This is a genomic window from Micromonospora sp. WMMD710, from assembly GCF_029626045.1.
Classification (GTDB): Bacteria; Actinomycetota; Actinomycetes; order Mycobacteriales; family Micromonosporaceae; genus Micromonospora.
Genome location: NZ_JARUBD010000001.1, coordinates 1,991,965 through 2,017,530, shown reverse-complemented (window position 1 = coordinate 2,017,530; position 25,566 = coordinate 1,991,965). Strand labels below are relative to the sequence as shown.

The following is a 25,566-nucleotide window of genomic DNA, read 5'->3' as shown; positions in this document are numbered from 1 at the left end:
ACGGTCGGGGGTGTGCCGTGCGGATCGCGCTGTTCGTGACCTGCCTGGCCGACACCATGTTCCCGCAGGCGGCGACGTCAACGGTGCGCCTGCTGGAACGGCTGGGCCACGAGGTGGTCTTTCCGCCGGGGCAGACCTGTTGCGGGCAGATGCACATCAACACCGGCTACCGGTCCGACGCGGTGCCGTTGGTGCGCCGGCACGTACGGGTCTTCGACCCGTACGACGTGATCGTCGCGCCGTCGGGCTCGTGCGTGGGGGCGGTGCGGCATCAGCACGCGATGGTGGCCCGGCACGCCGGCGACCGGGCGTTGACCAGTCGGGCCGAGTCGGTGGCGGCGCGCACCTACGAGTTGTCCGAGCTGCTGGTCGACGTGCTCGGGGTGACGGACGTGGGCGCGTACTACCCGCACCGGGTGACGTACCACCCGACCTGCCACTCGTTGCGGATGCTGCGGGTCGCCGACCGGCCGCGGACGCTGCTGGCGGCGGTGCGCGGCCTCGACCTGGTCGAGTTGCCGGCCGCGGAGCAGTGCTGCGGGTTCGGCGGCACGTTCGCCGTGAAGAACGCGGAGACCTCCACGGCAATGCTGGCGGACAAGATGCGCCACGTGCTCTCCACCGGCGCCGACGTGTGCACCGCCGGCGACGCCTCCTGTCTCCTGCACATCGGCGGCGGGTTGTCCCGGCTGCGGACCGGCGTGCGGACGGTGCACCTCGCCGAGATCCTGGCCTCGACCGAGCAGGAATCGGCGGTGCGACGGTGACCCGCCGGACGTTCCTCGGTATGCCGACGACCGCCCCGCCCGGCGTGGGGCACCTGCGCGGCGACGAGTCGTTCCCGGCGGCCGCGCGACGCAGCCTGGCCGACCCGCAACTGCGGCGCAACCTCCGGCACGCGACGACCACGATCCGCGCCAAGTCCGCCGGCGTGATCGCGGAACAGTCGGACTGGGAGCAGTTGCGGGCGGCCGGCGCGGCGATCAAGGCCGACACCCTGCACCGGCTGCCGGAGCTGCTCGAACAGCTCGAGGCGAGGGTCACCGAGGCCGGTGGGGTGGTGCACTGGGCGGCGGACGCGGTGCAGGCCAACGCCATCGTGACCGACCTCGTCCGGACGGCCGGCGCGGACCGCGTCATCAAGGTCAAGTCGATGGCCACCCAGGAGATCGGCCTCAACGAGGCACTGCACGCCGCCGGCGTCACCGCCGTCGAGACCGACCTGGCGGAGCTGATCGTGCAGCTCGGCGACGACCGGCCGAGCCACATCCTGGTCCCCGCGATCCACCGCAACCGGGCCGAGATCCGGGAGATCTTCCTGCGCGAGATGCCTGGCGTCGACCCGGAGTTGACCGCCGATCCGGCGGCCCTCGCCGCCGCCGCGCGCCGCTTTCTGCGGGAGACGTTCCTGAGTACGCCCGTCGCGGTGTCCGGGGCGAACTTCGCCGTCGCCGAGACCGGCACCCTGGCCGTGGTGGAGTCCGAGGGCAACGGGCGGATGTGCCTCACCCTGCCCCGAACGTTGATCACGGTGATGGGCGTGGAGAAGGTCGTGCCGACCTGGCGGGACCTGGAGGTGTTCCTCCAACTGCTGCCCAGGGCGTCGACGGGGGAGCGGATGAACCCGTACACGTCGATGTGGACCGGGGTCACCCCGGGCGACGGGCCGCAGGCGTTCCACCTGGTCCTGTTGGACAACGGGCGCAGCGCGGTGCTCGCCGACGAGGTCGGGCGGCAGGCGTTGCGGTGCATCCGCTGTTCGGCCTGCCTCAACGTGTGCCCGGTGTACGAGCGTGCCGGTGGGCACGCGTACGGGTCGGTGTATCCGGGGCCGATCGGTGCCGTGCTGTCGCCCCAGCTCACCGGCATCGACGACAACGCGTCCCTGCCGTACGCGTCGACGCTGTGCGGTGCCTGCTACGACGCCTGCCCTGTGAAGATCAACATTCCGGAGGTGCTGGTGCACCTGCGTGCCGAGGCGGTCGACGCGCGTCGCCGGCCCACCGCCGAGTCGATCGCGATGGCCGCCGCCGCGTACACGATGGATCATCCCCGGCTGTACGAGGCCGCGCAGCGCGCCGCCCGCATGAGCCGGGTCGCCGGCCGGCGCGGACGGGGTCTGCCGCCGCCGTTGAACGGCTGGACCGGCAGCCGGGACCTGCCGGAGCCGCCGGCGCAGACGTTCCGCGAGTGGTGGGCCGACCGATGAGCGCCCGGGATCTCGTCCTCGGCCGACTGCGGGCCGCACTCGCCTCCGGCGCCCATGCCCCGGTCGAGGTGCCGCGCGACTACCGGCACACCGGCACACTCGACCTCGACCAGCTGGTGGAGCGGCTGACCGACTACCGGGCGCACGTGCACCGGGTCGTCGAGGCCGCCGTCGCCGACACGATCGCCGACATCCTGCCGGCCGGTGGCACCGTCGTCGTACCCCCGGGTCTGCCCCCGGCCTGGCTGCCGCCGACGGTGACCGCCCTGCCCGACGACGGCCTCGACAACATGCGGATCGGCGCCGCGGACGCCGTCGTGACCGGCGCCGCCGTCGCCGTCGCCCAGACCGGCACGGTCGTCCTCGACGGCTCGCCCGACCAGGGGCGGCGGGTGCTCAGTCTGCTGCCGGACCGGCACGTGTGCGTGCTCCGGGCCGACCAGGTGGTGGCCACCGTGCCGGAAGCGCTCGCCCGGCTGACGCCGCACCGTCCGCTGACCTGGATCAGCGGTCCCTCGGCCACCAGCGACATCGAACTGATCCGGGTGGAGGGTGTGCACGGCCCGCGCCAGCTGCACGTCATCCTGCTGCCCTATCGTGAATGAATGATCACGTGCGTCGTGCACTACACCATCGACCCGGCGCAGATCGAGGCGTTCGAGCGTTTCGCCCGCGCGTGGATGGAGCTCGTGGCCCGGCACGGTGGTGTGCACCACGGCTACTTCCTGCCGGCCGAGGGCGCCAGCGACCGGGCCGAGGCGCTGTTCAGCTTCGAGAGCCTGGCGGCGTACGAGCGGTACCGGGTCCGTTTCGGCAGCGACCCGGATGTCGTGGCGGCGGACCGCATCCGCGACGAGTCGGGCTGTGTGCTCCGCTACGAACGAACCTTCATGCGTCCACTCCTGCCGGACGACGGAGCGGCCGCCGCGCGCTGACGCGGACCGTGCGGGGAAGGGTGGACCCCGCACGGTCCGTGTCAGCTCAGCGGCGCGGCCTGGGCGTGCTGCGGGGCAGAACGTACGGCGGCCCGGCGACGATCAGGTCGGACTTCAGCTCCTGGTACGCCCGCTTGGGCTGGTAGTTCTCGTCGTAGATGGTGGCCAGACCCTCCGGGGGGTCGTTGAACCAGTCCGGCACCCACGAGTACCTGTCGGTGAAACCCCAGACGGTGTACGACAGGCAGCTCCGTACGGCGAGGCACGCCTTCATCAGCACGCTGAAGTTGGCGGCCGACGCCTGCAGACGGGGGTTGATCTCGTTCGCGGCGCCGGCCTGGACCGCCTCGGTCAGCTGGCTGCGGACGTCCACCTCGGTGAACGCCGTGGCGAGGCCCAGCGCGGCGAACCTCTTCAGCGCGGCGGTCACCTGGAGGGTGTCGAAGTTGCCGTACTGGGTGCCGAGGTGGCCCTGTGAGCCCACGCCGTCGATCGGGACGCCCTGCCGGAGCAGGTCTCTGGCCATGTCGTACACGAACTGCGTCTTGTCGTCGGCGGGGTTGCCGGAGCCGAACGCCTCGATGTTGTAGTCGTTGTAGAACAGCAGCGCCTTCGGGTCGGCGGCGCGCGCCCAGCGAAACGCGTCGGCGATGTAGCCGGGGCCCAGGTTCTGCGCCCAGAAACCCTTGTAGTGCAGCGTGGACGGGGTGTCCCACGGGTCGCTGACCGCCTCGTTGACCACGTCCCACTGCCAGATCTTGCCCTTGTAGCGGTTGACGACCGTGGTGATGTGCTTGCGGAGCAGCTCGCGGAGCTCCTGCTTGCTGATGGAGCCGTCGGCGACGCCGCTGGTCAGCCAGGTGGGCAACTGGTTGTGCCAGACGAGCACGTGACCGCGCACGCTCTGCCGGTTGCGCTTGGCGAACTCGACGAGCTGGTCGGCCTCGGCCCAGTTGTAGGTGCCGCGGGTGGGCTCCAGGCTCTCCCACTTCATCGCGTTCTCCGCAGTGACCGAGGAGAACTCGGTGCTGGCCAGCCGGCGGTACTGCGGGTCGGTGGCGTCGTTGAGGGCCGTGGCGTTCACGGCGGTGCCGATGTGCAGGCCGTGGCGCTGGCCGAGCGTCGCCAGGCTCTGCGTGGTCGGGTCGTACGGCCGGCTCGCGGTGGCCGGCACGGTGTTCAGCGCCGCGACGGTCGCGACGGCGACCACCCCGACGGTGAGCCACTGCCTTGGCTTCATCTGCCTTCCCTTCGACGGTGATCGACAATCTTCGATCATGGGCGCGAGAGTTCGGGTCCGGTGCGGATGTGCGGGGGAGCGGGGCCGGTGCCGGTCGTTCCGGAGCGGGGCCGGAAACGTGCCCGAAACGTTAAGCCGATCGATGTCCGGCGTCAACCGTGGAAACTTCGGAAATACGTCCGATGACCTGCGATCCGGTCGGGTGGAGCGCGACCGAAAGTTTCGGCGGCGGAGGGCGCGGTGTGGGCCAGCGGACAGAATCGCCGGGCAGGACGCGGGGCACTGACGGGACCGGCCATGATGGTCCGGTGAAGATCCTGTCCGTCCAGTCGTCGGTCGCCTACGGCCACGTCGGCAACTCCGCCGCCGCATTCCCCCTGCAACGGCTGGGGCACGAGGTCTGGCCGGTCCTGACCGTGCACTTCTCCAACCACACCGGGTACGGCGCGTGGCGCGGGCCGCTGCTGGATCCGGCCCAGGTGGCCGAGGTGATCGCGGGGATCGCGGACCGGGGGGTCCTCGGCAGCGCCGACGCGGTGCTGTCGGGCTACCAGGGCGACCCGGCGATGGGCGCGGTGATCCTCGACGCGGTGGACACCGTCAAGGCGGCCAACCCGGACGCCGTGTACTGCTGCGACCCGGTGCTGGGCGACGTCGGCCGGGGCATGTTCGTCCGCCCGGGCATCCCGGAGTACATGCGCGACGTCGTGGTCCCGCGCGCGGACATCATCACCCCGAACCACTTCGAGTTGGACTTCCTCGCCGGCCGTGCGACCACCACCCTGGCCGAGGTGCTGGACGCGGTCGACGCGGTACGCGCGACCGGGCCACGGCACGTGCTGGTGACCAGCGTGTTGCACGCCGACGTGCCGGCGGGATCACTGGAGGTGGTGGCCGTCTCGGACGACGGCGCCTGGTCGGTGACCACGCCCCTGCTGCCGATCAACCCGAACGGTGGCGGCGACGTCACCGCGGCGCTCTACCTCGCGCACCTGTGCACGACGGGTTCGCCCGCGACGGCGCTGGAACGCACCGTCTCCTCCGTCTTCGCCGTCCTGGAGGCCACCCTCGCGGCGGGCACCCGGGAGATCCAGCTCATCGCTGCCCAGGACGCGATCGCCGCGCCGCCGGCGCGGTTCGCCGCCCGGCGACTGCGCTGAGGCGACCTACGAGGTGATCCGGAAGGTGGCGTCCTGCCGGTCAGCGGCGCTCGAACTGCCGCCGAGCGGGTCGATGCGCGGCAGGTAGGTGGCGTGTCGCAGGTAGCGGGTCGGGATGTTGTAGGAGCGCAACGACGTCCAGGTGGCGTCGGCGAGGCCGGGCACCGTTCGCCACATCTGGATGGGTAGCGGCTCGGGTGGGTGCGAGCCCTCGCAACCCCTTGTCGGTCGGCACCGACGCCGCCCGGGGTGCCACCGCGGCGATGCCCCCGGGTGCGCCACGGCCGCAGGCCCGGACGGCGGCCGATCCGGGGCGCGGTCGCGCCGCGTGTCGACGCCATCCGCCGTCGTCCGTGACGGAGGGTCAGCGCGAGAAGTGCGGTTCCTCCGTTGACGGCCGGCGTGCCGCTCAGTACGGTCCATCGTAAATCTTAGATGTCAACGTCGATACGACAATGCGGCAACGCGATTACGTCGTTGACATTGCACACCCTGAAATCCCAGGTCAAGCAGGTGACAAGCGGGCTCGGGAGGTGCCCTTGGCAAGGTGTTAGCGCTAACAGATCACGAGCAATCACGTCGATCACGGTCCGGGATGGGATCCGGTCGATCGGCAGCCGGCGTCGCGGCAGGCCGCCGCGACTCTCAGGGAGTAACCGTGAAGGTGGCACACCGAACCACAGCACGCAGCAGGTCCGGCGCCAGGCGCGGCATCGCCTGGCTGATGAGCCTGGTTTGCGTCCTCGCACTGGTCCCGGGCACGGCCAGGGCGGACAACCCGATCGTCCAGCACATCTACACCGCCGATCCGGCCCCGTTGGTGTACAACGGCAGGGTGTACCTCTACACCGGCCACGACGAGGACGGCTCCACGTACTTCACGATGAAGGAGTGGCGGGTCTGGTCCTCCGCCGACATGGTCAACTGGACCGACCACGGCTCGCCACTGAACATCAGCACCTTCAGTTGGGCGAGCGCGAACGCGTGGGCCGGCCAGGTCGTCGCCCGCAACGGCAGGTTCTACTGGTACGTGCCGGTGACCAACCGGGCGACCAACTCGATGGCGATCGGCGTGGCGGTGGGCGACAGCCCCACCGGACCGTTCCGCGACGCCATCGGCCGACCCCTGGTGGGCAACGGCGAGATCGATCCGACCGTGTTCATCGACGACGACGGTCAGGCGTACCTGTACTGGGGCAACCCGAACCTGTGGTACGTCAAGCTCAACCCGGACATGATCTCCTACTCCGGTGCGGCGACGAGGATCGCTCTCACCACCGCCGGATTCGGCACCCGAAACGGCAACGCGAGCAGGCCCACCCTCTACGAGGAGGGGCCCTGGGTCTACAAGCGCAACGGCACGTACTACAACGTGTTCGCGGCGGAGTGCTGCTCCGAGTTCATCGCCTACTCGACGGCCCCCGGCCCCACCGGACCGTGGACCTACCGGGGCACCATCATGCCCCGGCAGGGCGGCAGCTTCACCAACCACGCCGGCGTCGTCGACGTCAACGGCGGCTCGTACTTCTTCTACCACAACGGCGCCCTGCCCGGTGGTGGCGGCTACACCCGTTCGGTCGCGGTGGAGAAGTTCAGCTACAACTCCAACGGCACCTTCCCGACGATCAACATGACCACCACGGGTGCGCCGCAGGTGGGCACGCTGAACCCGTACGTGCGGCAGGAGGCCGAGACGATCGCCTGGGGCTCCGGCATCGAGACGGAACCGTCCAGTGAGGGCGGGATGAACGTCGGCTGGATCGAGAACGGCGACTATATCAAGGTCAAGGGCGTCGCGTTCGGCGCGGGCGCGACCTCGTTCGCCGCCCGGGTCGCCTCGGCGGGCAGCGGTGGCCGCATCGAGGTGCGGCTCGACAACAGCACCGGCCCGCTGGTGGGTACCTGCACCGTTCCGGTCACCGGTGGCTGGCAGACCTGGACCACCAGCACCTGCGCGGTGAGCGGGGCGACCGGGACGCGCGACGTGTTCCTCCGCTTCGCGGGTGGCAGCGGCAACCTGTTCAACGTGAACTGGTGGCAGTTCAGCGGCACCGGCGGCAGCGGTGGCAACCTGCTGACCAACGGCAACCTGGAGAGCGGGACGACGGGTTGGGGTGTGGTGGGCAGCGGCACGTTGTCGTCGAACACGGCCGTCGTGCACGGCGGCACCGGCTCGCTGTCGATCACCGGCCGGACCGCGTCGTGGAACGGCCCCGGCCAGGACGTGACGTCGAAGCTCACCAACGGCAAGAGCTACACCACGAGCGTCTGGGTACGGTCGCAGAGCGGGACGCCGTCGGCGAAGGCGACCCTCTCCCTGACCGCCAACGGCACGACGAACTACCTGCAACTGACCCCGGCGACCGGGGTGAACGCCAACGGGTGGACCCAGCTCACCGGCACCGCGACCGCGTCGTGGAGCGGGACGCTGACCGGTGCCACCTTCTACGTCGAGACCGCGGAGGGGACCGACAGCCTCCTCGTCGACGACGTCTCGTTGCAGTGACGCACGGGGTGCCGGGGTCGCCTGCGTGCGGCTCCGGCACCCGACGCACCGGCATTCGTTACGACTTGACGAACGGCATGTTATCGCTCACAGTCGATGGTTGAGGACGGCCGCACCCGAGGTTCACCGGGCGAGCCCGCTGGCCGTACCTCGGAGCACGACGTCCGCCCAGGGCATGCCGGGCGTCGTGTCAGGACTCCCATCAGTGGGTGCCGTTGACGGCGACCGGGCTCTTGCCCGTCATGGTCTCGCCAGCTTGGGACGAAAACGCGGTCGGACCGGCGTCGACATCGTCGACGCCTCCGACGCCGCACCTTCACCGCTGGAACACCACCACAGAGAAGGAACCCACATGAACCACGCAAGAGCCCTGCGAGCGGCGGTGACCATCGCCGTCACCGGCGTGCTCGCCGCCGGGATGGCGATGACGCTGTCCACCGCCGCCAGTGCCGGGACGACCCTCGGGGCGTCGGCGGCCGAGAAGGGCCGCTACTTCGGCGCGGCCGTCGCGACCGGCAAGCTGTCCGACAACACGTACGTGACCGTCCTGAACCGCGAGTTCAACAGTGTCGTGGCCGAGAACGAGATGAAGTGGGACGCCACCGAGCCGCAGCAGGGCCGGTTCAGCTACACCGGTGGTGATCGTCTGGTCAGTCACGCGCGCGCCAACGGGATGAGCGTGCGGGGTCATGCCCTGCTCTGGCACCAGCAGCAGCCCGGTTGGGCGCAGGGGATGTCCGGCAGTGCGTTGCGCAGTGCGGCGATCAACCATGTCACTCAGGTGGCGACGCATTTCCGGGGGCAGATCTATGCCTGGGATGTGGTGAACGAGGCGTTCGCCGATGGTGGCGGCGGTGGTCGGCGTGATTCGAACCTGCAGCGCACCGGCAATGACTGGATCGAGGCGGCGTTCCGGGCCGCGCGGGCCGCGGATCCGGGTGCGAAGTTGTGTTACAACGACTACAACACCGACGGGATCAACGCGAAGTCGACCGGTATCTACAACATGGTGCGGGACTTCACGTCTCGTGGCGTGCCGATCGACTGCGTCGGCTTCCAGTCGCACCTGGGCACCACGATTCCCGGTGACTACCAGGCGAACCTGCAGCGTTTCGCCGATCTTGGTGTCGACGTGCAGATCACCGAGCTGGACGTGATGACCGGCGGCAACCAGGCCAATATCTACGGCACGGTCACCCGGGCCTGCATGAACGTCTCGCGCTGCACCGGCATCACGGTGTGGGGCGTGCGCGACTGCGACTCCTGGCGAGGATCGGACAACGCCCTGCTGTTCGACTGCGGCGGCAACAAGAAGGCCGCGTACACCTCCGTCCTCAATGCCCTCAACGCCGGCGGCACCACGCCTCCGCCCACGACCCCGCCGCCCACCACGCCTCCGCCCACGACCCCGCCGCCGGGCCCGGGTGGATGCTCCGCGTCGGTGTCGCTGAACTCGTGGACCGGTGGATTCGTGGCCACCGTGACGGTGACCGCCGGTTCGTCCGGCACGAACGGCTGGACCGTCAGCATGACGCTTCCGGGTGGTGCGAGCGTCACCAACACCTGGAGCGCCACGGCCAGTGGCTCCACCGGCGCCGTCCGGTTCACCAGTGTGGACTACAACGGGCGGCTCGGCGCGGGCCAGGTCACCGAGTTCGGCTTCCAGGGCAACGGCAGCGGAGCCGGCCTGACCCCCACCTGCTCGGCCAGCTGAATCACGGCGTCGGTGCGGAGGACCACCACCGGTCCTCCGCACCGACCCGCCTGTTGCGGGGGCCGCCTCACTCGGACGCGACGGGCAGTTCGATAGCCGTGGCACCCACGACGGCCTGGTTGCCGTCGTGCTGCACGTAGCCGACCACCGCGGCCTGCCGGGGGTCCAGGTCCGGCGGCGTCCGCAGATCCACCCGGCCCTGCCCCGCGTTCAGCGCCACCGAGGTGAAGGCGCGTACGACGTTGTCCTGCCGCAACACCCGCCCGGCGTTCTCCCCGCGGGCCACCGCACTGCGCAGTCCGCGCTCCACGACCGCCACGTTCACCACCGCGTCCAGCGGGGGCCGCTCGGCCCGGTAGTCCACCTCCACCCGACGGCCCCCGTCACGGTTCCGCACCGACAGCGCGAGGGGCGTGGTGGCGGCCGACGTCAGCGCGGACGCGATCGTGTCGGCCGCCCGTCGCCGGTCGGACCCGACGAACTCCTCCGTGCCGTTGACGACCATCTGCGGGGTGTAGAGGCGCCCGGAGCCGAACGCGCGGGCGTACGCCTCCTGCCGCGCCGTGTGCACCGCGTCCGCGTACGGGTCCGGCCAACCCAGGTCGTCCCAGTAGTCGACGTGGAAGCCGAGGGCGAACACGGGCCGCCCCCTCGTCCGGGCGTCGCTGTCGATCTCGGTGAGCAGCTCCTCCGCGGGCGGGCAACTCGAGCAGCCCTGGGAGGTGAACAGCTCCACGACGGCGAAACCGCCGCCGGTCGACGGGTCCGTCACGGCGCATCTCCTTCCAGGGGCCTGCGGGCGGCTCTGCGGTTCCCGTTACGGCCGCGACAATGCCTGCTCGCCGCTGTGGTTGGATGATCCGGTGCAGTACTCCGTGACAGACGCGCCGGCGCGGGAACGCTTCGAGGCGCGCGACGAGGCGGGCGTGGTCGCCGGGTTCGTCACGTACCAGCTGACCGGCGGCATCATCGCCTACACCCACACCGAGGTCGATCCGGCGTTCGAGGGCAGGGGCATCGGCTCGACACTCGCGCGCGCGGTGATGGACGACGCGCGGGCCCGGGGCCGGACGGTGGTGCCCATCTGCCCGTTCCTCGCCGAGTGGCTGACCAAGCATCCGGAATACGAGGACATCGTGGCCCGATCGACCCGCAAGGTGAAATAGGGGACGGAAAGACGTGACCGCCGTCGCCTTCCGTGCCCTGCACCATGGCCGTACCGCCGGCGACCCGCTCGTCCTGCCGGGTCCCTGGGACGCGGCCAGCGCCCGGGTGCTCGCCGATGCCGGCTTCCCGGCGCTGGCCACCCCGAGCGCCGGCGTCTCCGCGTCGCTCGGTTACGAGGACGGCTCGACGCCGCCGGCCGAGATGTTCGCCGCGGTGACGCGGATCGTCCGGGCCGTCTCCGTGCCGGTGTCCGCCGACGTCGAGGGCGGCTACGGTCTCGCACCCGACGAGCTGGTCGGGCGGATCCTCGACACCGGCGCCGTCGGCTGCAACCTGGAGGACTCCGAGGGGCACACCACCCTCAAGGACCCGCGGCGGCACGCGGACTGGCTGGCCGAGGTGCGCGCGGCGGCGGGCGACGCCCTGTTCATCAACGCGCGCGTCGACACGTTCCTGGTCGGGACCGGCGACCCGGCGGACGCGGTGGCGCGGGCTCGGCTGTACGTTGCCGCCGGCGCCGACTGCGTCTACCCGATCCTGGCGCCGACGGCGGTGCTGCCGGTGCTGCGCGACGGCATCGAGGGTCCGCTCACCATGGCCGCCGGCCCTGCCCGGGAGTCGGTGGCCGAGCTGGCCCGGCTCGGCGCCACCCGGATCACCTTCGGCCCGGGCATGCAGCGCCACGCGATGGGGGCGATCGCCGACCTGGCGGCGGCGCTGCGCGCCTGAGAGCTCAGGCCCTGGAGCGTCGGCCGCGGGCCGCTCGGCCCTCAGGCGTCGGCGCGGGCGGCGAGGGCGTCCACCAGGCGGCGGGCGGAACCGGCCAGGTTCCACCTGGAGGCCAGGTCGAGCAGCCGGTCCGGGTCGGCGGGCGCGGTGGGCAGCGCGGTGGGCAGCTCCGGCAGGGGGACGTCCAGGGCGACCCGGACCACGGTCGGTGCCACACCCAGGTAGTCGCGGGCGGCGACCAGCTTGGTGCGCAGACCTGGAGCGAAGGACGAGTCGGAGTCGTCCAGCGCGGCCAGGATGCCGGCGATACTGCCGTAGCGCTCGATGAGCCGAGCGGCGGTCTTCTCGCCGACACCCGCCACCCCGGGCAGGCCGTCGCTGGGGTCGCCGCGCAGCGCGGCGAAGTCGGCGTACCGGTCGGCCGGCACGCCGTAGCGCGACCGCACGGCGGCGTCGTCGCAGTCATCGAGCTTGGCCACGCCACGCCCGATGTAGAGCAGCCGGACGCCCCGGGCGTCGTCGACGAGTTGGAACAGGTCCCGGTCGCCGGAGACCACCTCGACCGGACCCGGCTGCGTCACCGACAGCGTGCCGAGCACGTCGTCGGCCTCGTAGCCGGTCGCGCCGACGGCGGTGATGCCGACGGCCTCCAGCACCTCCAGGATCATCGGCACCTGCGGGGAGAGCGTGTCCGGTACGACTTCGCCGCCCTGCGGCGCCACCCGGTGCGCCTTGTACGACGGCAGCAGGTCGACCCGCCACGCCGGCCGCCAGTCGTAGTCCAGAGCGCAGATCATCCGGTCGGCGCCGCGCCCCCGGATGAGGGTGGCGAGCATGTCGAGGAAGCCGCGCACCGCGTTGACGGGGGTGCCGTCCTCGGCCCGGGCGGCGGACTCCGGAATGCCGAAGTACGCCCGGAAGTAGAGGCTGGGTGCGTCGATCAGCAGGATCGGGGATCGGTGTGCCACGCCGGACAGCCTGGCACAACCCTCCGACGATCAGGGGTACGCCCGGCCGTCGACGTGATCAGCGCTGCTCGTCGTGCCGGTAGACGGTCTCCCGCCGGGCCAGGTGCTGCACGACGTAACTGGTCACCAGCAGCAGGATCGCGACCAGCACCTCGACCCAGGCCGCGACGCCGTCGGCCGCGGTGAGGCCGATGATCAGCAGCACCAGGCCGACGAGCGCGAGGACTCCGGCCCACAGTTGCCAGCGACGGCGTGTCGCCGCCCGGTTCGCCTCGTTCGCTGCCACTGGTCCTCCCGGTCGGGCCTGCCCGCGCGGGCGACCCGATCCCAGGCTATGGCCCCCGCTGCCGTCCGACCAGGAAAACCACCGCGCGGGCCGGCCCACACACCGCGCGGCGCCGACCGGTACGTGCTCGGCGACGCGACCCGGGTTCGCCGGGTGGCCGACGGCCTGTGGTCGGGCGCCGAGGTCACCGATCGCCGAGGGTGGGCGCGGTCAGTGGCCGGGCTGGGCACGCCGACCGCCGACCCGACCATGCTGGTCGTGCCGGCGGTCCACCATCGCCGGAACACCCCGGTCCGTTCGTCGACGCGCGTGTCGCCGGCCCCCGTCCGCCGTGCCGACGCGTTCCCGACGTCGATGCGTTTCAATCTGGAACGGACTATAGTCGCGAGAGACGAGAGGGGGAAGCGGGTGCGACGAGAGGATCTCGCCGACGCGGACTGCGGCATCGCGCAGGCGCTCGGCGTGCTGGGGGACTGGTGGACGTTCCTCATCGTGCGCGACGTCGCCGGCGGCACGACCCGCTTCGACGCGCTTCAACGCGACCTGGGGGTCAGCCGGCGGGCGCTGACCGAACGTCTCACCGCCCTGGTCGAGCACGGCGTGTTGCGACGCCGCCCGTACTCCGCGCACCCGCCACGGCACGACTACCTGCTCACCGCGAAGGGCGAGGGACTGCTGCCGGTGCTGATCGCCCTGCAGGACTGGGGAACGAGGCATCTGATGGGTGACGGTGATCTGACCGCGACCGCCGACGCCGCGTCGGCCGAGGCGCGCCGGGTGCGGGACCTGGTCGGGCGGCGGCTACCCGAGGTCGCCCTTCCCGGCCCGGACGGCCGGCCGGTCCCGCTGACCACGTCGGACGCCTGGAGCGTCCTCTACCTCTTCCCCGGGGCGTACGCGCCGGACGCGCACGACTATCCGCCCGGCTGGGAGGGAATCCCCGGCGCCCGGGGCTGCACCCTCGAATCGAGCACCTACGCCGACCGGCACCCGGACTTCCGGGCCGCCGGGGCGCGGGTGTACGGGATCAGCACCCAGCGGCCGGACCAGCTCGCCGCCTTCACCGCGTACGCCGGGTTGCCGTTCCCGCTGCTGTCCGACCAGGATGGTCGGTTCGGCGCCGGGTTGCTGCTGCCGGTCTTCCGGGCCGGAGGGCTGACCCGGTTCAAGCGGATGACGCTCCTGGTCGACCCGGGGTCGGTGGTCCGGTCGGTGCAGTTCCCGGTCACCGATCCGGCCGGTTCGGTCGACGAGATGCTCGCCCTGGTCCGCGAGTACGCAGAGGTCCCCGGCTGACGCCGGGCGTCGACCGGGGACCTCTGCGGAACGCACCGTCAGGCCGGGAGGGTCCAGCGCTGGTTGGCGCCGGCGAAGCAGTCCCAGATCTGCAGCCGGGTGCCGTCGGCCGAGCTGTTGTCCGTGGCGTCCAGGCACTTGTTCGACTGCGGGTTGCGCAGCGTGCCGTTGGACTGCGCCTGCCACACCTGGGCGCCGCCGCCGGTGCAGGCCCAGAGCTGGACCTTGGCCCCGTTGGCCGTGGAGTGGTCGGTGACGTCGGCGCACTTGCCGAAGGCACGCAGCGTGCCGTCGCTGGCCACGGTCCAGGTCTGCGCGGCGGTGCCGTTGCAGGCAAAGAGCTGGATGGCGGCGCCGTTGGTGGTGCTCGCGCCCGCCACGTCGACGCACTTGCCGCCGATGCCGGTGATCCGGCCGGTACGACCGGTCGGCGGCGGGGTGGTGCCGCCCATGATGGTGTCGTACATGGCGCTGACCAGTGAGGTCGAGCCGGTGGTGTCCTGCGACAGCTCCCAGTTCATCACGCCGCCGGCGTTCGCGAGGGCCCACTGCGTCTTGCGCTTGACCGTCGGGACGCCGTTGTAGCACTGCTGCGCGCCGCCGGCGGTGGTGCAGTCCCGGTTGGCGTTGGCCGGGTCCATCGCGACCAGCGCCGAGTAGGTGTAGTAGCCGGGGCGGCTGTAGAACGGGATGCCGAGGACGGCCTTGCTGGCCGGCAGTCCGCGGGCCTTCCACAGGTTGATGCTGTTGATCGACCAGTCGTAGTTGGAGTGCGGGCTGCCGCCGTCGTACGCCATGATGTTGAGCCAGTCGACCTGGCTGAACACGGCCGTCGGTACGCCGTCGAGGTAGTAGCCCTCGGAGACCACGGCGGCGGTGAGCAGCTTGCCGCGGCTGTGCATGGCGCTGCCGAGCTGCGTCATGAGCTGGGTGTAGTTGGTGGCCGAGGCGCCCGGGTCCGGGTACTCCCAGTCCATGTCGACGCCGTCGAGGTTGTACTGGTTGACGAAGTTGACCAGGTTGTTGACGAAGGTGGTCCGGCTGCCGGAGTTGGCCGCGAGGGCCTCGAACGCCGAGTCGTTGCCGTCGTTCCAGCCGCCGACGGCGATCGACACCTTGACGTTGTTGGCGTGCGCGAGAGAGACCAGCGAGGAGAGCTTGCTCGGGTTCTCCACGGCGCGCAGGCTGCCATCGTTGTTGGGCAGCACGAAGGCGTAGTTGATGTGGGTGAGCTTGTTGTACTGGATGCTGTTGACGTTGCCGGCCCACGAGGGCATGTAGCCGACGCTCTTGAAGTTGTTCGGCAGCACGACGGCCTGCGCCGCGGTGGGTACGAGGGTGAGGGTGGCGCCGGCCGTGGCCAGCGCGAGCAGGCCGGCGGCGAGGGCGCGGCGCAGTGGTGAGGACATCGGGGGCCTTCCCGTGGGCGGGGGACGACGCCCGCCCGCGCAGGGTTGTCGCGGGCGGGAGGTGCGGGAGCAGGGACGGGTGGGCCTCGAGGCAGCCAAATCTTAAAGAGTGTTAACTGTCGACGTCAATCAACGTCGGTAGATTTCCTTCGTGCCGGTTGTCCGAATTCGGATCAGGCCCAAACGACCGTTAAGCTGACGGGGTGGGAACCGACGAGCTGTACCCGCCGGACCGGCTTTCCGCCGCGCGACGCGCCACGGCCGCCGCCGGCCTGGACGCCCTGCTGCTCACCCCCGGCTCCGACCTGCGCTACCTGACCGGGTACGACGCCCACGCCGGTGAGCGGCTGACCTGCCTGGTGCTGCCCGCCGAGGGTGAGCCCACGCTCATCGTGCCGAGACTGGAACGTCCGGCGGCTGAGGCGGCACCGAACACCGGCGTCCGCATCGTCGACCACCCCGACGGCACCGACCCGTACCCCCTGGTCGTGGCCGCCCTCGACGGCCCGCCGGCGGCGGTCGGGCTCACCGACCGGATGTGGGCCGAGCAGGTCCTCGCCCTGCGCGCGGCGCTGCCCGGCGCCGCGCAGCGGCTCGCCGGCGAGGTGCTGCGCGAGCTGCGGATCCGCAAGTCCCCGGCGGAGGTCGCGGCGCTCGCCGAGGCCGGCGCGGCGATTGACGAGGTGCACCTGCGGATGGGGGAGTGGCTGCGCCCCGGCCGCACCGAGGTGGAGGTGGCCGCCGACATCGCCGCGGCGATCCGGGCGGCCGGGCACGTCAGCGTGGACTTCGTCATCGTGGCCGCCGGACCGAACGGGGCCAGCCCACACCACGGCACCTCGGACCGGCCGATCGGCGCCGGCGAGCCGGTGGTGGTCGACATCGGCGGCACGATGGCGTCGGGCTACCGCTCGGACTGCACCCGCACCTACGTGGCGGGCGAGCCGGCGCCGGCGGACTTCCGGGACTACTACGCGGTGCTGTGCGACGCCCAGCGCGCGGCGGTGGCGGCGGTGCGGCCCGGCATCACCGGCGCGCAGGCCGACGCCGCGGCCCGCGAACCGATCGCCGCCGCCGGCTACGGCCCGGCGTTTCTGCACCGCACCGGGCACGGCATCGGGCTCGACGGTCACGAGGAGCCCTACCTGGTGGCCGGCAACGACCGGCCCCTGGAGGCCGGCATGGCGTTCTCCATCGAACCGGGCATCTACCTGTCGGGCCGCCACGGCGCCCGCATCGAGGACATCGTCGTCTGCACCACCGACGGCGTGCAACGGCTCAACACCACCCCCACGGAGCTCATCGCGCTATGACTGTCGACCGGATCCTCCCCACCGACGAGGCCCACGACCTGCTGGACCTCGCCACCGAGATCGCCGACCGCGAGCTCGCCGGAAAGGCCGCCGCCTTCGAGGAACGCGCCGAGTTCCCCCGCGAGGTGCTGCGCACGATCGGCCGGGCCGGCCTGCTCGGCCTGCCGTATCCGGAGGAGCACGGCGGGGCGGCCCAGCCGTACGAGGTGTACCTGCAGGTGCTGGAGGTCCTGGCCAGCCGCTGGCTGGCGGTCGCCGAGGCGGTCAGCGTGCACACCCTGTCCTGCTACCCGGTGGCCGCGTTCGGCACGGACGAGCAGCGCAAGCTCCTGCCGGACATGCTCGGCGGCGAGCTGCTCGGCGCGTACTGCCTGTCCGAGCCGCAGGGTGGCTCGGACGCAGCGGCGTTGAGCACCCGGGCCGTACGCGACGGCGACGCGTACGTCGTCTCCGGTACCAAGGCGTGGATCACGCACGCCCGGACGGCCGACTTCTACAACATCTTCTGCCGCACCGGCGGGCCCGGCGCGAAGGGGATCTCCTGCCTGCTCGCCGACGCCGGCACCGCCGGCATCGCCCCGCAGGCGGCCGAGCGGACGATGGGGTTGCGGTCCTCCCCGGTGGCGCAGATCGCGTTCGACGGGGCGCGGGTGCCGGCCGACCGGTTGATCGGCGGTGAGGGCGTCGGTTTCACCATCGCGATGTCCGCCCTCGACTCGGGTCGGTTGGGCATCGCGGCGTGCGCGGTCGGGCTGGCCCAGGCGGCGCTGGACTACGCGGTCTCCTACGCCCGGGAGCGGCAGCAGTTCGGCCGGTCCATCATCGACTTCCAGGGGCTCGGCTTCCTGCTCGCCGACGCGGCCACCCAGATCGCCGCCGCCCGCGCGCTGACCCTCGCGGCGGCCCGGCTGCGCGACGCCGGCCGTCCGTACTCGATCGAGGCGGCGAAGGCGAAACTGTTCGCCACCGACATGGCGATGCGGGTGACCACCGACGCGGTGCAGGTGCTCGGCGGCGCCGGCTACGTGAGCGATCACCCGGTGGAGCGGTACATGCGTGAGGCCAAGGTGTTGCAGATCGTGGAGGGCACCAACCAGATCCAGCGGCTGGTGATCTCCCGTTCGTTGGCGAAGGGCTGAGGACGGTACGTGGTGGCGCGGCCGCGGTCGGTCCACCGCGGCCCGCCGTCCGCGCGTGCGGCGGGTGCTTTGTCGCCGTCGGGCCGTTTTCGCGGTAGGTTGCTCGCCGTGGAGGAGATCGACCGCGCCATCGTCGCAGCGTTGACCGCTGACGGCCGCCTGTCGTACACGGATCTGGCCGAGAAGGTGGGCCTGTCGGTGTCCGCGGTGCACCAGCGGGTGCGCCGGCTGGAGCAGCGCGGGGTGATCAAGGGGTACGCCGCCCGGGTGTCGTTCGAGGCGTTGGACCTGCCGCTGACCGCGTTCGTGGCGATCCGCCCGTTCGACCCGTCGCAGCCCGACGACGCCCCGGAGCGGCTCGCGCACCTGCCCGAGATCGACTCCTGCTACTCGGTGGCGGGGGAGGACTTCTACCTGCTGCTGGTGCGGGTGGCCAGCCCGGCGGACCTGGAGCGGGTGCTGCAGGAGATCCGCACCTCGGCGAACGTGACGACCCGGACGACGGTGGTGCTGTCCACCCCGTACGAGAACCGTCCGCCGAAGATCAGTGCTGGGGCGCCGAGTCGGTCGCGGTCCCGGGTGCCGGAGGAGCCGGCTGGTTCCACCGCAGGATGACCTGCCGTCCGTGTTCGTGACCGAGCACGCTGACCGTGGCGGTGTCCAGCCGCAGTCGGCCGCCGGCGGACGGGGGCAGGCCGATCCAGCGGGCGCCGAGCACCCGCAGGCTGTGCGCGTGGCCCACCAGCGCCACGGTGCCCCGGTCGAGCAGCGGGGTGACCCGGGCCAGCACGCGGTCGAGCCGTTCACCCACCTGCGCGGGTGACTCCCCGCCGGGGCAGCCGTCGGTCCAGATGTTCCAGTGCGGGTCGTCCTCGTGGATGTCGACGGTGGTGCGGCCCTCGTACTCGCCGTAGTTCCATTCGCTGAGGTCCTCGTCGACGGTGTCGACGGTGAGCCCGGCGAGCTGCGCGGTGCGCAGCGCCCGGGAGCGGGGGCTGGCGAGGACGGTGACGAACCGGCGGCCGGCCAGGAACGCCGCGAGGGTGCGGGCCTGGCGCTCACCGTCGGGAGTCAGCTCCAGATCGGTGTACGAGGTGTGCCGCAGGCTGGCGCTCCAGGTGGTCTCGCCGTGCCGGATCAGCAGGAGCTCTCCCATGCGGCCAGTTAACCATCGGTGGGCGGGCCGACATGCGGCCCTGCCTCAACCTATCTTCCTAGGATGCCCTAGCGGGTGTGCGGACCGGCACCGCCGGTTTCAGCACCCGAAGACCGGGCAACCGAACCGGGACACACGCCAGACCGAGGAGGCGCGATGAGCTTCACCGAGAAGGCACGTAACAAGGCCGAGCAGATGGCCGGTGCCGCGAAGGAGCGGGTCGGCGACCTGACCGACAACGAGCGGATGCGTGGCGAGGGTGCCAGCCAGCAGAGCGACGCGCGCGCCAAGCAGGCCGGTCAGAACGTCAAGGACGCCGGCCGCAACGTGAAGGACTCCTTCACGAAGTGACCTGAGCGGTTGGCGGGTCCCCGGGCGGCACGGTCGTCCGGGGACCGCCGTGTGCGGCGGTTAGGGTCGCGGGGTGACGGTGCTGCGTTCTCTGGTGTTGTTCGCGTTGGCGGCGCTGGCCGAGATCGGTGGCGCCTGGCTGGTGTGGCAGGGCTGGCGTGAGCAGCGTGGCCTGTGGTGGATCGCCGCCGGTGTCATCGCGTTGGGTTGTTACGGCTTCGTCGCCACGTTCCAGCCGGACGCGAACTTCGGCCGGATCCTGGCCGCGTACGGCGGGGTGTTCGTGGCGGGCTCGCTGGTCTGGGCGATGGTGGTGGACGGGTTCCGCCCGGACCGGTGGGACGTGACGGGCGCGGCGCTGTGCCTGCTCGGCGTGGCCGTCATCATGTACGCCCCGCGAGGCGGTCCCGCGTAGCCGGTGCAGTCTCCTGGATCGACTGCGATCGTCAGGGCGACTCGCGCGGGACACTGAGGGATCCTCGCGTCTGCGATGATCGGCGGCGTGATCGGACCCCGGCTTCGCCCGTTCTGGTGTGGCGTACTGGTTGTGGTGGCCGTCGTCGCCGCTGCCGGATGCACGGCGTCGCGGGTGCCACCGCCGGACCAGCCGGTCTTCGTCGGCACGTCCGCCTCTGCGCCCGCGCCCTCGACCTCTGCGACCGCGGCCGCTCCGGCCTCTGCAGCCATGCCGTCGGCCGGACCGACGACACCGCAGGTGGCTCCGACGGCCATGGTGTCCGGGGCGACGTGGGTGGGGACCAGGGCGCCGGTGGTGGACCACGGGCCGCGCACCGGCAACCGGGTGGCGTTGACGTTCGACGCGGACATGACCGACGGGATGTTGGCCAACCTGCGGGCCGGTCGGGTGAAGTCGTACGCCAACCTGCGCATCCTCGACCTGCTGGAGCGGGAGCAGGTGCCGGCGACGTTCTTCCTGACCGGCAAGTGGGTGCAGCGGTACCCGGAGGTCACCCGGCGGATCGCCGGCAATCCGCGCTTCGAGTTGGCCAACCACACCTACGGGCACGCGGCGTTCACCGACGACTGCTACGACCTGCCCCGCCTGCCCGTCGGCGAGTTGGCCGACGACGTGGCGAGGACGTTCGCGGTGATCGAGCCGTACGGGGGTCGGCAGACCCGGTACTTCCGCTTTCCGGGGCTGTGCCATGACGCGGCGGCGCTGGACGCCCTGGCGCCGCTGGGCGTGACGGTGGTCGACGGGGACGTGGTGAGTGGCGATCCCTTCGCGACGGCGTGGAAGCCGTTGGTGCGGGCGGTGTTGGACGGCGTGCGCCCCGGGTCGGTGGTGATCATGCATGTGACCGAGGCGAACGCCGCGATGACCGATGAGGCGCTGCCGCACATCCTGGCCGGGTTGCGCGAGCGGGGTCTGGCGCCGGCGCCGTTGTCGGAGGTCCTGGCCGGCGCCTGAGGTTCAGCCTCCCGTGGCCTGTCACGGTTGAGGTCGCCCCGGACATGGAGTTGTTGTGAGTTCCGGGGAGATGAACGACGAGGATCGCTTCCGGCGTGTCTACGCCGAGGACTTCGAGTCGCTGTTGGCGTATGCGCTGCGGCGGGTGGCGCACTCCGAGGACGCGGCGGATGTCGTCGCGGAGACCTTCCTCGTCGCGTGGCGCCGCAGGCGGGACATTCCGGTTGAGGGTGAGGCGCGGCTGTGGTTGTACGGGGTGGCCCGTCGTGTGCTGGCCAACTATCACCGTGGTGGTGTTCGCCGGCAGCGGCTCGGTGAGCGGTTACGTCAGCAGATCGTGGCGGCGGTCGCCGATCCGGGTGGTGAGGTGCCGGAGCGGCTTGCGGTCCGGGCGGCGTTGTGGTGATGCGGGGGCAGTCGGTGGATGGTGGGGCGTCGCCCATTGCGACCGCTGACGCTCAGGCCGTCTATTCGCCGCTGGCGGTGGCGGCGGCGCAGAGGCACCCGCGGTTGCTGATCAACCGGTCCGGCTGGAAGGTGACCAGCCTGTACGGGTTCGTCGAGGAGCATGGCACGGTCGTGTTCCGCCGGGGTGGGCAGGAGTTGGAGATGAACTGGTATCCGGCGTCCGGGTATGCGGAGCGCCGTACCGACCGGCTCGGTGTCGGGCCCGCGACGTCGGTGCAGGTCGACCGGTGGCCGGCTGATCTGTTCCAGTACGTCGCCGGTGATTTCGCGGTGCTGGTGCGTCCGCGTGACGGGGTGTTCGTCGAGATGCGTACCTCGGGCAACTGGTCGCGTAAGGATCTGGACCGGGTTGTCGCAGACATTGTCCGGGTGGATGCGCGGACGTGGTTGGCGGCGCTTCCGGCGGAGATGGTCGCGCCGGTGGGGGAGCGGGCGGCGGCGGTGCTCGCCGATGTGCCGTTGCCACCCGGGTTCGATGTCGCCGCCCTGGAGGACATTGGTGTGAGTGACGCTTACCAGTTCGGTGTGGGTGTGATGTCCCGGGTCGGGTGTGGGTGGATCGCGGAGTGGCAGCGGGCGCGGGCGAGTGGGGATGAGGCGGCGGTGCGGCGGGCCGCGGACGTGCTGCGCGGTAGTCACGGGTGGCGGGTGCTGCGCGAGTTGGACCGGGCCGGTGATTGGCCGGAGGTGTTCTGGGGGTACGCCGATGAGGCCGCGGCGGGGACGTTGCGGGCCGGTTACTCCCAGGGTCTGGGCTGTGCCTGACCTGGCCGGAGCGGGGGTTACGCCGGCGGTCGGGTGAGTTTGGCGGCCACGGCGTCGAGGACCCAGTCCAGGCCGGTGGCGAAGGATTGCTCGGCGTCCGCGTCTGCGCCGTCGTGCACGGCCTTGGTGAGGGCGGGATAGCGGCCCGTGGCCAGCATTGTCGTCAGGCGCGGGCCGGAGGCGCGCTGCCAGTCGCTTTTGGACAGGCCGGTGGCGTGTTCGGCTCGGCGGTTCGCGATCTCGCGCCTGATCGCGCCGGTGACGTAGGCGCTGACAGTTTCCGTGGCGCGCAGGACGGTGTCGATGTCGGCGAGGCCGTCGAGGGCGGCCAGTTTTGTCTCGGTGAGGGCGAGGCCGTTCGGGCCCAGGGATGGGCGGCCGCCGAGCAGGTCGGCCAGCCATTCGTGACGCAGGGCGGCCTGCCTGGTGCGGTGGGCGAGGGTGCGCAGGGCGTCCCGCCAGTCGTCGGGCTGTTCTGCGGGGAGGATCTCGGCGTGGACCTGGTCGAGCATGAGGTCGAAGAGGTCGTCCTTGGTGGAGATGTATCCGTACAGGCGCATCGGGCCGGCGTTCAGCCGGGCGGCGACCTTGCGGACCGACACCGCCGCCAGGCCGCCCTCGTCGGCCAGCGCGATGGCGGCGGCGATGATCTGTTCCCGGTCGAGCGGCACGGGGGGATTCGGTGGTTCCGGCCGGTCCCACACGGTCATGGTCACTCCCTGCTGTTGCGGCGCAGTGTACGGCCCCGATACAGTGTATCGCCATGAGACACCGTATCGCCGTGGTCGGGGGTGGCCCCGGGGGCCTCACCTTCGCCCGTGTCCTGCGCCGCCACGGCCACCCCGTCACCGTCCTCGAACGCGATCTGGCACCCGACTCCCGTCCTCCGGGCGGCACGCTGGATCTGCACGAGGGGCTGGGCCAGCTGGCACTGGACAAGGCGGGGCTGCGGGCAGAGTTCGAGGCGCTGTCTCGTCCCGAGGGGCAGGCCATGCGCATCCTGGACACCGCCGGGACCGTTCTGCGGGACTGGCGACCGTCTCCGGATGAGCGGGCCCATCCGGAGATCGACCGCGGGCACCTGCGTGACCTGCTGCTCGGCTCCCTCGACGTGCGGTGGGGCAGCGAGGTGACGCGGGTGGTGCCGGGCAGCGGGGATGGCGTGCTGGTCCAGTTCGCCAACGGACGGCAGGAGACGTTCGATCTCGTGGTGGGCGCGGACGGCGCCTGGTCCCGGGTCCGCCCGGCGGTCTCGACGGTGACGCCGCAGTACACCGGCGTCACCTCGGTCGAGACCTCTCTCGACGACGTCGACGCCCGCCACCCCGATCTCGCCCGGTTGATCGGTGACGGTTCGGTGGCCGCGTACGGCGTGAATCGGTCTCTCGTCGCCCAGCGCAACAGCGGCGGTCACGTCAAGGTGTACGCCAAGTTCCGCGCGCCCCTGGACTGGCACGCGGACCTGGACCTGGCCGACGCCGAGGCCACGCGGTCGGCCCTTCTGGCGCTGTTCGACGGCTGGGCCGAGCCCGTGCTCGACCTGCTTCGCCGCGGCGGCGCGTTCGTCCACCGCCCGTTCTTCGTCCTGCCCGGATCCCACACCTGGGCGCACGTACGTGGCGTGACGCTCCTGGGCGACGCCGCCCACCTGATGCCACCGTTGGGGGCGGGCGCGAACCTCGCGATGCTGGATGGTGCCGAGCTCGCGGAGTCCGTCGCTGCCGACCCGGAGGAGCTGGACGAGGCCGTCCGCGCCTTCGAGGAGCGGATGTGGGCACGGGCCGGCAGGTGGGCGGAGATCACGACGGCCGGTCTGGAACGCCTCGTGAGCCCGGACCCTGCCGAAGCCGTCGCCCTCTTCGACCACGTTCAGCCGTCCTGACCGGTGGTCAGTCGTCGCGGTGGTCGGCCCACCACTGCTGCCCGCCCTCGGGGAGGGTGTCGATCGGGTCGTAGTAGGCGTAGCGCTTGTTGAGCGCCTCCAGGTCGGCGGACTCGATGGAGGTGCGGTAGTTCTTGGTCCAGTAGGAGATGCCGCGCTCACGGTCGTAGTCGGTGAGCATGTGCACCCACCGCTTGCCGACGAAGGGGACGTCGCAGACGATGCGGGGGGTGGCGTAGCCGGGCAGGTAGCCCATGATGTCGTGCTGGAGTTGCTGGGCGTGCCAGACGGGGACACGCCAGTGTTCGGCGTTGGGGATCATGTCGCACATGTAGAAGTAGTAGGGCAGGATCCCGGCCTCGCCCTGCAGCGCGAAGCAGAGGTCGAGCAGTTCCGGGGTGGTGGCGTTGACGCCGCGCATGAGCACGCCCTGGTTGCGGACGTCGCGGACGCCGACGTCGAGGGCGGTCTGGGCGGCCTTGGCGACCAGCGGGGTGAGCGACTGGGCGTGGTTGACGTGGGTGTGGATGGCGAGGTTGACGCCGCGCCGGGCGGCGGTGCGGGCCACGCGCTCCAGGCCCTCGACGACGTCGGGCTGCAGCCAGTGCTGGGGCAGGCCCATGAGGGCCTTGGTGGCGAGCCGGATGTCGCGGACCGTCTCCAGTTCCAGCAGGCGCATGAGGTACGACTCGAGGTTGCGCCACGGCACGTTGGCGACGTCGCCGCCGGAGACGACCACGTCGCGGACACCGGGGTGGGCCTTGAGGTAGGCGATGTGGGCGTCGTAGCGCTCGACGGGCTTGAGGGTGAGCTTCAGCTTGTCGACGGCGGGGGTGGAGTTGCCGACCAGGTCCATGCGGGTGCAGTGCCCGCAGTACTGCGGGCAGGTGGAGAGCAGCTCGGCGAGGACCTTGGTGGGGTAGCGGTGGGTGAGGCCCTCGGCGACCCACATGTCGTGCTCGTGGAGGCTGTCGCGGCTGGCGTAGGGGTGTGACGGCCAGTCGGTGCGCCGGTCGGAGGCGACCGGGATCATGTAGCGGCGGATGGGGTCGGCAAGCAGCGCCTCGGTGGTGAGGGGCGCGAACGGCACCATCGTGTTGATCATCTGGGGTGGCACCAGCATGGACATGGTGGCCAGGGCCTTCTGATCGGCCTCGAGGTCGGTGTAGAAGCTGTCGTCGATGAGGTCACCGAAGACGGTGCGCAGCTGCTTGATGTTCTTGACGCAGTTGACGCGCTGCCACTGGGCGGACTCCCACTGGTCGCGGGTGACGTGACGCCAGCCGGGGAAGCGGGTCCAGTCGGGCTCGACGAGGGGGCGGCGGTGGTATTCGTACGGCTGCCCGGCGGTCGGCGCGTCGACCGGGGCGTGACGGGGGTGCGGGATGGTGTGGGTCACGGCCCCTCCTTGGTGCTGCGGCTGATCATCGAAGCTCGAAGG

28 protein-coding genes are annotated in these 25,566 nt (G+C 71.3%); 19 read left to right on the top strand and 9 right to left on the bottom strand.

Annotated features, from left to right (window positions below):
- Nucleotides 1-17: 17 nt before the first annotated feature.
- From O7620_RS09250 to O7620_RS09235, 4 genes are read left to right on the top strand one after another with little or no spacing between them, the layout of a single operon-like run.
- The gene (locus O7620_RS09250) at nt 18-767 is read left to right on the top strand and encodes a (Fe-S)-binding protein (protein WP_278122693.1); all 750 of its coding nucleotides are present in this window, start codon (nt 18-20) and stop codon (nt 765-767) included.
- Between the two features lie 20 nt (nt 768-787).
- On the top strand, nt 788-2,209 hold the full coding sequence (locus O7620_RS09245) for a LutB/LldF family L-lactate oxidation iron-sulfur protein (RefSeq protein ID WP_278126922.1): 1,422 nt from the start codon (nt 788-790) through the stop codon (nt 2,207-2,209).
- Nucleotides 2,206-2,814: an LUD domain-containing protein gene (locus tag O7620_RS09240; RefSeq protein WP_192580315.1), complete on the top strand. Its 609-nt coding sequence runs from the start codon at nt 2,206-2,208 to the stop codon at nt 2,812-2,814. Before O7620_RS09245 ends, O7620_RS09240 begins: the two co-directional genes overlap by 4 nt.
- Nucleotides 2,815-3,144 (top strand): NIPSNAP family protein, encoded by a 330-nt coding sequence (locus O7620_RS09235; RefSeq protein ID WP_278122692.1) that lies wholly within the window; start codon nt 2,815-2,817, stop codon nt 3,142-3,144.
- Nucleotides 3,145-3,190: 46 nt separating this feature from the next.
- On the opposite strand, the gene O7620_RS09230 is transcribed toward O7620_RS09235, so the two are convergent.
- The gene (locus O7620_RS09230; RefSeq protein WP_278122691.1) at nt 3,191-4,384 is read right to left on the bottom strand and encodes an endo-1,4-beta-xylanase; all 1,194 of its coding nucleotides are present in this window, start codon (nt 4,382-4,384) and stop codon (nt 3,191-3,193) included.
- Between the two features lie 308 nt (nt 4,385-4,692).
- On the opposite strand from O7620_RS09230, the gene pdxY reads away from it, so the two are divergent.
- On the top strand, nt 4,693-5,544 hold the full coding sequence (gene pdxY, locus O7620_RS09225) for a pyridoxal kinase PdxY (protein WP_278122690.1): 852 nt from the start codon (nt 4,693-4,695) through the stop codon (nt 5,542-5,544).
- Nucleotides 5,545-5,550: 6 nt separating this feature from the next.
- Here pdxY and O7620_RS09220 read toward each other — a convergent pair whose 3' ends face one another.
- Nucleotides 5,551-5,709 carry an AbfB domain-containing protein gene (locus tag O7620_RS09220; protein WP_278122689.1) on the bottom strand — a complete coding sequence of 53 codons (159 nt, stop codon included), beginning with the start codon at nt 5,707-5,709 and terminating at the stop codon, nt 5,551-5,553.
- Between the two features lie 559 nt (nt 5,710-6,268).
- On the opposite strand from O7620_RS09220, the gene O7620_RS09215 reads away from it, so the two are divergent.
- Nucleotides 6,269-8,050 carry a family 43 glycosylhydrolase gene (locus O7620_RS09215; RefSeq protein ID WP_278122688.1) on the top strand — a complete coding sequence of 594 codons (1,782 nt, stop codon included), beginning with the start codon at nt 6,269-6,271 and terminating at the stop codon, nt 8,048-8,050.
- A gap of 418 nt (nt 8,051-8,468) precedes the next feature.
- Nucleotides 8,469-9,764 (top strand): endo-1,4-beta-xylanase, encoded by a 1,296-nt coding sequence (locus O7620_RS09210; protein ID WP_278126921.1) that lies wholly within the window; start codon nt 8,469-8,471, stop codon nt 9,762-9,764.
- Nucleotides 9,765-9,831: 67 nt separating this feature from the next.
- Here O7620_RS09210 and O7620_RS09205 read toward each other — a convergent pair whose 3' ends face one another.
- Nucleotides 9,832-10,536, bottom strand: coding sequence for a DUF1223 domain-containing protein (locus O7620_RS09205; protein ID WP_278122687.1), 705 nt, complete (start codon nt 10,534-10,536; stop codon nt 9,832-9,834).
- Nucleotides 10,537-10,615: 79 nt separating this feature from the next.
- On the opposite strand from O7620_RS09205, the gene O7620_RS09200 reads away from it, so the two are divergent.
- Nucleotides 10,616-10,930: a GNAT family N-acetyltransferase gene (locus O7620_RS09200; protein ID WP_347403793.1), complete on the top strand. Its 315-nt coding sequence runs from the start codon at nt 10,616-10,618 to the stop codon at nt 10,928-10,930.
- 13 nt (nt 10,931-10,943) lie between these two features.
- Nucleotides 10,944-11,660, top strand: coding sequence for an isocitrate lyase/phosphoenolpyruvate mutase family protein (locus O7620_RS09195; RefSeq protein ID WP_278122685.1), 717 nt, complete (start codon nt 10,944-10,946; stop codon nt 11,658-11,660).
- 41 nt (nt 11,661-11,701) lie between these two features.
- Here O7620_RS09195 and O7620_RS09190 read toward each other — a convergent pair whose 3' ends face one another.
- Entirely contained in the window at nt 11,702-12,628 is a 927-nt protein-coding gene (locus O7620_RS09190; RefSeq protein WP_151490035.1) for a 5'-3' exonuclease, read from the bottom strand.
- A gap of 58 nt (nt 12,629-12,686) precedes the next feature.
- A complete protein-coding gene (locus O7620_RS09185) occupies nt 12,687-12,914 on the bottom strand; it encodes a hypothetical protein (protein WP_278122684.1) in 228 nt (75 codons plus the stop codon).
- Between the two features lie 408 nt (nt 12,915-13,322).
- On the opposite strand from O7620_RS09185, the gene O7620_RS09180 reads away from it, so the two are divergent.
- Nucleotides 13,323-14,210: a winged helix-turn-helix transcriptional regulator gene (locus O7620_RS09180; protein WP_278122683.1), complete on the top strand. Its 888-nt coding sequence runs from the start codon at nt 13,323-13,325 to the stop codon at nt 14,208-14,210.
- Nucleotides 14,211-14,248: 38 nt separating this feature from the next.
- On the opposite strand, the gene O7620_RS09175 is transcribed toward O7620_RS09180, so the two are convergent.
- A complete protein-coding gene (locus O7620_RS09175) occupies nt 14,249-15,619 on the bottom strand; it encodes a glycosyl hydrolase family 18 protein (protein ID WP_278122682.1) in 1,371 nt (456 codons plus the stop codon).
- A gap of 203 nt (nt 15,620-15,822) precedes the next feature.
- Here O7620_RS09175 and O7620_RS09170 point away from each other — a divergent pair, with 203 nt between their 5' ends.
- The 3 genes from O7620_RS09170 (at nt 15,823) to O7620_RS09160 (ending at nt 18,686) form a co-directional block, all read left to right on the top strand.
- On the top strand, nt 15,823-16,932 hold the full coding sequence (locus O7620_RS09170) for a Xaa-Pro peptidase family protein (protein WP_278122681.1): 1,110 nt from the start codon (nt 15,823-15,825) through the stop codon (nt 16,930-16,932).
- Nucleotides 16,929-18,071, top strand: coding sequence for an acyl-CoA dehydrogenase family protein (locus O7620_RS09165; protein WP_278122680.1), 1,143 nt, complete (start codon nt 16,929-16,931; stop codon nt 18,069-18,071). Before O7620_RS09170 ends, O7620_RS09165 begins: the two co-directional genes overlap by 4 nt.
- Nucleotides 18,072-18,179: 108 nt before the next feature.
- A complete protein-coding gene (locus O7620_RS09160) occupies nt 18,180-18,686 on the top strand; it encodes an Lrp/AsnC family transcriptional regulator (RefSeq protein ID WP_151490042.1) in 507 nt (168 codons plus the stop codon).
- Here O7620_RS09160 and O7620_RS09155 read toward each other — a convergent pair.
- Nucleotides 18,616-19,227, bottom strand: a complete 612-nt coding sequence (locus O7620_RS09155; RefSeq protein ID WP_151490043.1) for a histidine phosphatase family protein — start codon at nt 19,225-19,227, stop codon at nt 18,616-18,618. The two genes, O7620_RS09160 and O7620_RS09155, sit on opposite strands and share 71 nt — an antisense overlap.
- 156 nt (nt 19,228-19,383) lie before the next feature.
- Between O7620_RS09155 and O7620_RS09150 the strand changes: the two genes are divergently transcribed.
- The 5 genes from O7620_RS09150 to O7620_RS09130 all read left to right on the top strand — a co-directional run bounded on the left by O7620_RS09150 (nt 19,384) and on the right by O7620_RS09130 (nt 22,243).
- Nucleotides 19,384-19,578, top strand: coding sequence for a CsbD family protein (locus O7620_RS09150; protein ID WP_278122679.1), 195 nt, complete (start codon nt 19,384-19,386; stop codon nt 19,576-19,578).
- Nucleotides 19,579-19,651: 73 nt separating this feature from the next.
- On the top strand, nt 19,652-19,993 hold the full coding sequence (locus tag O7620_RS09145; RefSeq protein ID WP_151490045.1) for a YnfA family protein: 342 nt from the start codon (nt 19,652-19,654) through the stop codon (nt 19,991-19,993).
- A gap of 336 nt (nt 19,994-20,329) precedes the next feature.
- Complete coding sequence (locus tag O7620_RS09140; RefSeq protein WP_225854505.1) at nt 20,330-21,010, top strand: polysaccharide deacetylase family protein; 681 nt, start codon at nt 20,330-20,332, stop codon at nt 21,008-21,010.
- Between the two features lie 55 nt (nt 21,011-21,065).
- Nucleotides 21,066-21,416: a sigma factor gene (locus O7620_RS09135; RefSeq protein ID WP_278122678.1), complete on the top strand. Its 351-nt coding sequence runs from the start codon at nt 21,066-21,068 to the stop codon at nt 21,414-21,416.
- 104 nt (nt 21,417-21,520) lie between these two features.
- Nucleotides 21,521-22,243, top strand: a complete 723-nt coding sequence (locus O7620_RS09130; RefSeq protein WP_278122677.1) for a hypothetical protein — start codon at nt 21,521-21,523, stop codon at nt 22,241-22,243.
- Nucleotides 22,244-22,260: 17 nt separating this feature from the next.
- Here O7620_RS09130 and O7620_RS09125 read toward each other — a convergent pair whose 3' ends face one another.
- Complete coding sequence (locus O7620_RS09125) at nt 22,261-22,953, bottom strand: TetR/AcrR family transcriptional regulator C-terminal domain-containing protein (RefSeq protein ID WP_278122676.1); 693 nt, start codon at nt 22,951-22,953, stop codon at nt 22,261-22,263.
- Nucleotides 22,954-23,006: 53 nt separating this feature from the next.
- On the opposite strand from O7620_RS09125, the gene O7620_RS09120 reads away from it, so the two are divergent.
- On the top strand, nt 23,007-24,125 hold the full coding sequence (locus O7620_RS09120; RefSeq protein WP_278122675.1) for an NAD(P)/FAD-dependent oxidoreductase: 1,119 nt from the start codon (nt 23,007-23,009) through the stop codon (nt 24,123-24,125).
- 7 nt (nt 24,126-24,132) lie between these two features.
- On the opposite strand, the gene O7620_RS09115 is transcribed toward O7620_RS09120, so the two are convergent.
- Nucleotides 24,133-25,524, bottom strand: coding sequence for a lysine 2,3-aminomutase (locus tag O7620_RS09115; protein ID WP_278122674.1), 1,392 nt, complete (start codon nt 25,522-25,524; stop codon nt 24,133-24,135).
- Between the last annotated feature and the right edge of the window lie 42 nt (nt 25,525-25,566).

Bases quoted from the DNA above. Each gene is read 5' to 3' on its own strand.
- O7620_RS09245 (WP_278126922.1), top strand. From the start codon at position 788: ATGCCGACGACCGCCCCGCCCGGCGTGGGGCACCTGCGCGGCGACGAG.
- O7620_RS09240 (WP_192580315.1), top strand. From the start codon at position 2,206: ATGAGCGCCCGGGATCTCGTCCTCGGCCGACTGCGGGCCGCACTCGCC.
- O7620_RS09235 (WP_278122692.1), top strand. From the start codon at position 2,815: ATGATCACGTGCGTCGTGCACTACACCATCGACCCGGCGCAGATCGAG.
- O7620_RS09230 (WP_278122691.1), bottom strand. From the start codon at position 4,384: ATGAAGCCAAGGCAGTGGCTCACCGTCGGGGTGGTCGCCGTCGCGACC.
- O7620_RS09215 (WP_278122688.1), top strand. From the start codon at position 6,269: ATGAGCCTGGTTTGCGTCCTCGCACTGGTCCCGGGCACGGCCAGGGCG.
- O7620_RS09210 (WP_278126921.1), top strand. From the start codon at position 8,469: ATGGCGATGACGCTGTCCACCGCCGCCAGTGCCGGGACGACCCTCGGG.
- O7620_RS09175 (WP_278122682.1), bottom strand. From the start codon at position 15,619: ATGTCCTCACCACTGCGCCGCGCCCTCGCCGCCGGCCTGCTCGCGCTG.
- O7620_RS09165 (WP_278122680.1), top strand. From the start codon at position 16,929: ATGACTGTCGACCGGATCCTCCCCACCGACGAGGCCCACGACCTGCTG.
- O7620_RS09155 (WP_151490043.1), bottom strand. From the start codon at position 19,227: ATGGGAGAGCTCCTGCTGATCCGGCACGGCGAGACCACCTGGAGCGCC.
- O7620_RS09150 (WP_278122679.1), top strand. From the start codon at position 19,384: ATGAGCTTCACCGAGAAGGCACGTAACAAGGCCGAGCAGATGGCCGGT.
- O7620_RS09125 (WP_278122676.1), bottom strand. From the start codon at position 22,953: ATGACCGTGTGGGACCGGCCGGAACCACCGAATCCCCCCGTGCCGCTC.
- O7620_RS09120 (WP_278122675.1), top strand. From the start codon at position 23,007: ATGAGACACCGTATCGCCGTGGTCGGGGGTGGCCCCGGGGGCCTCACC.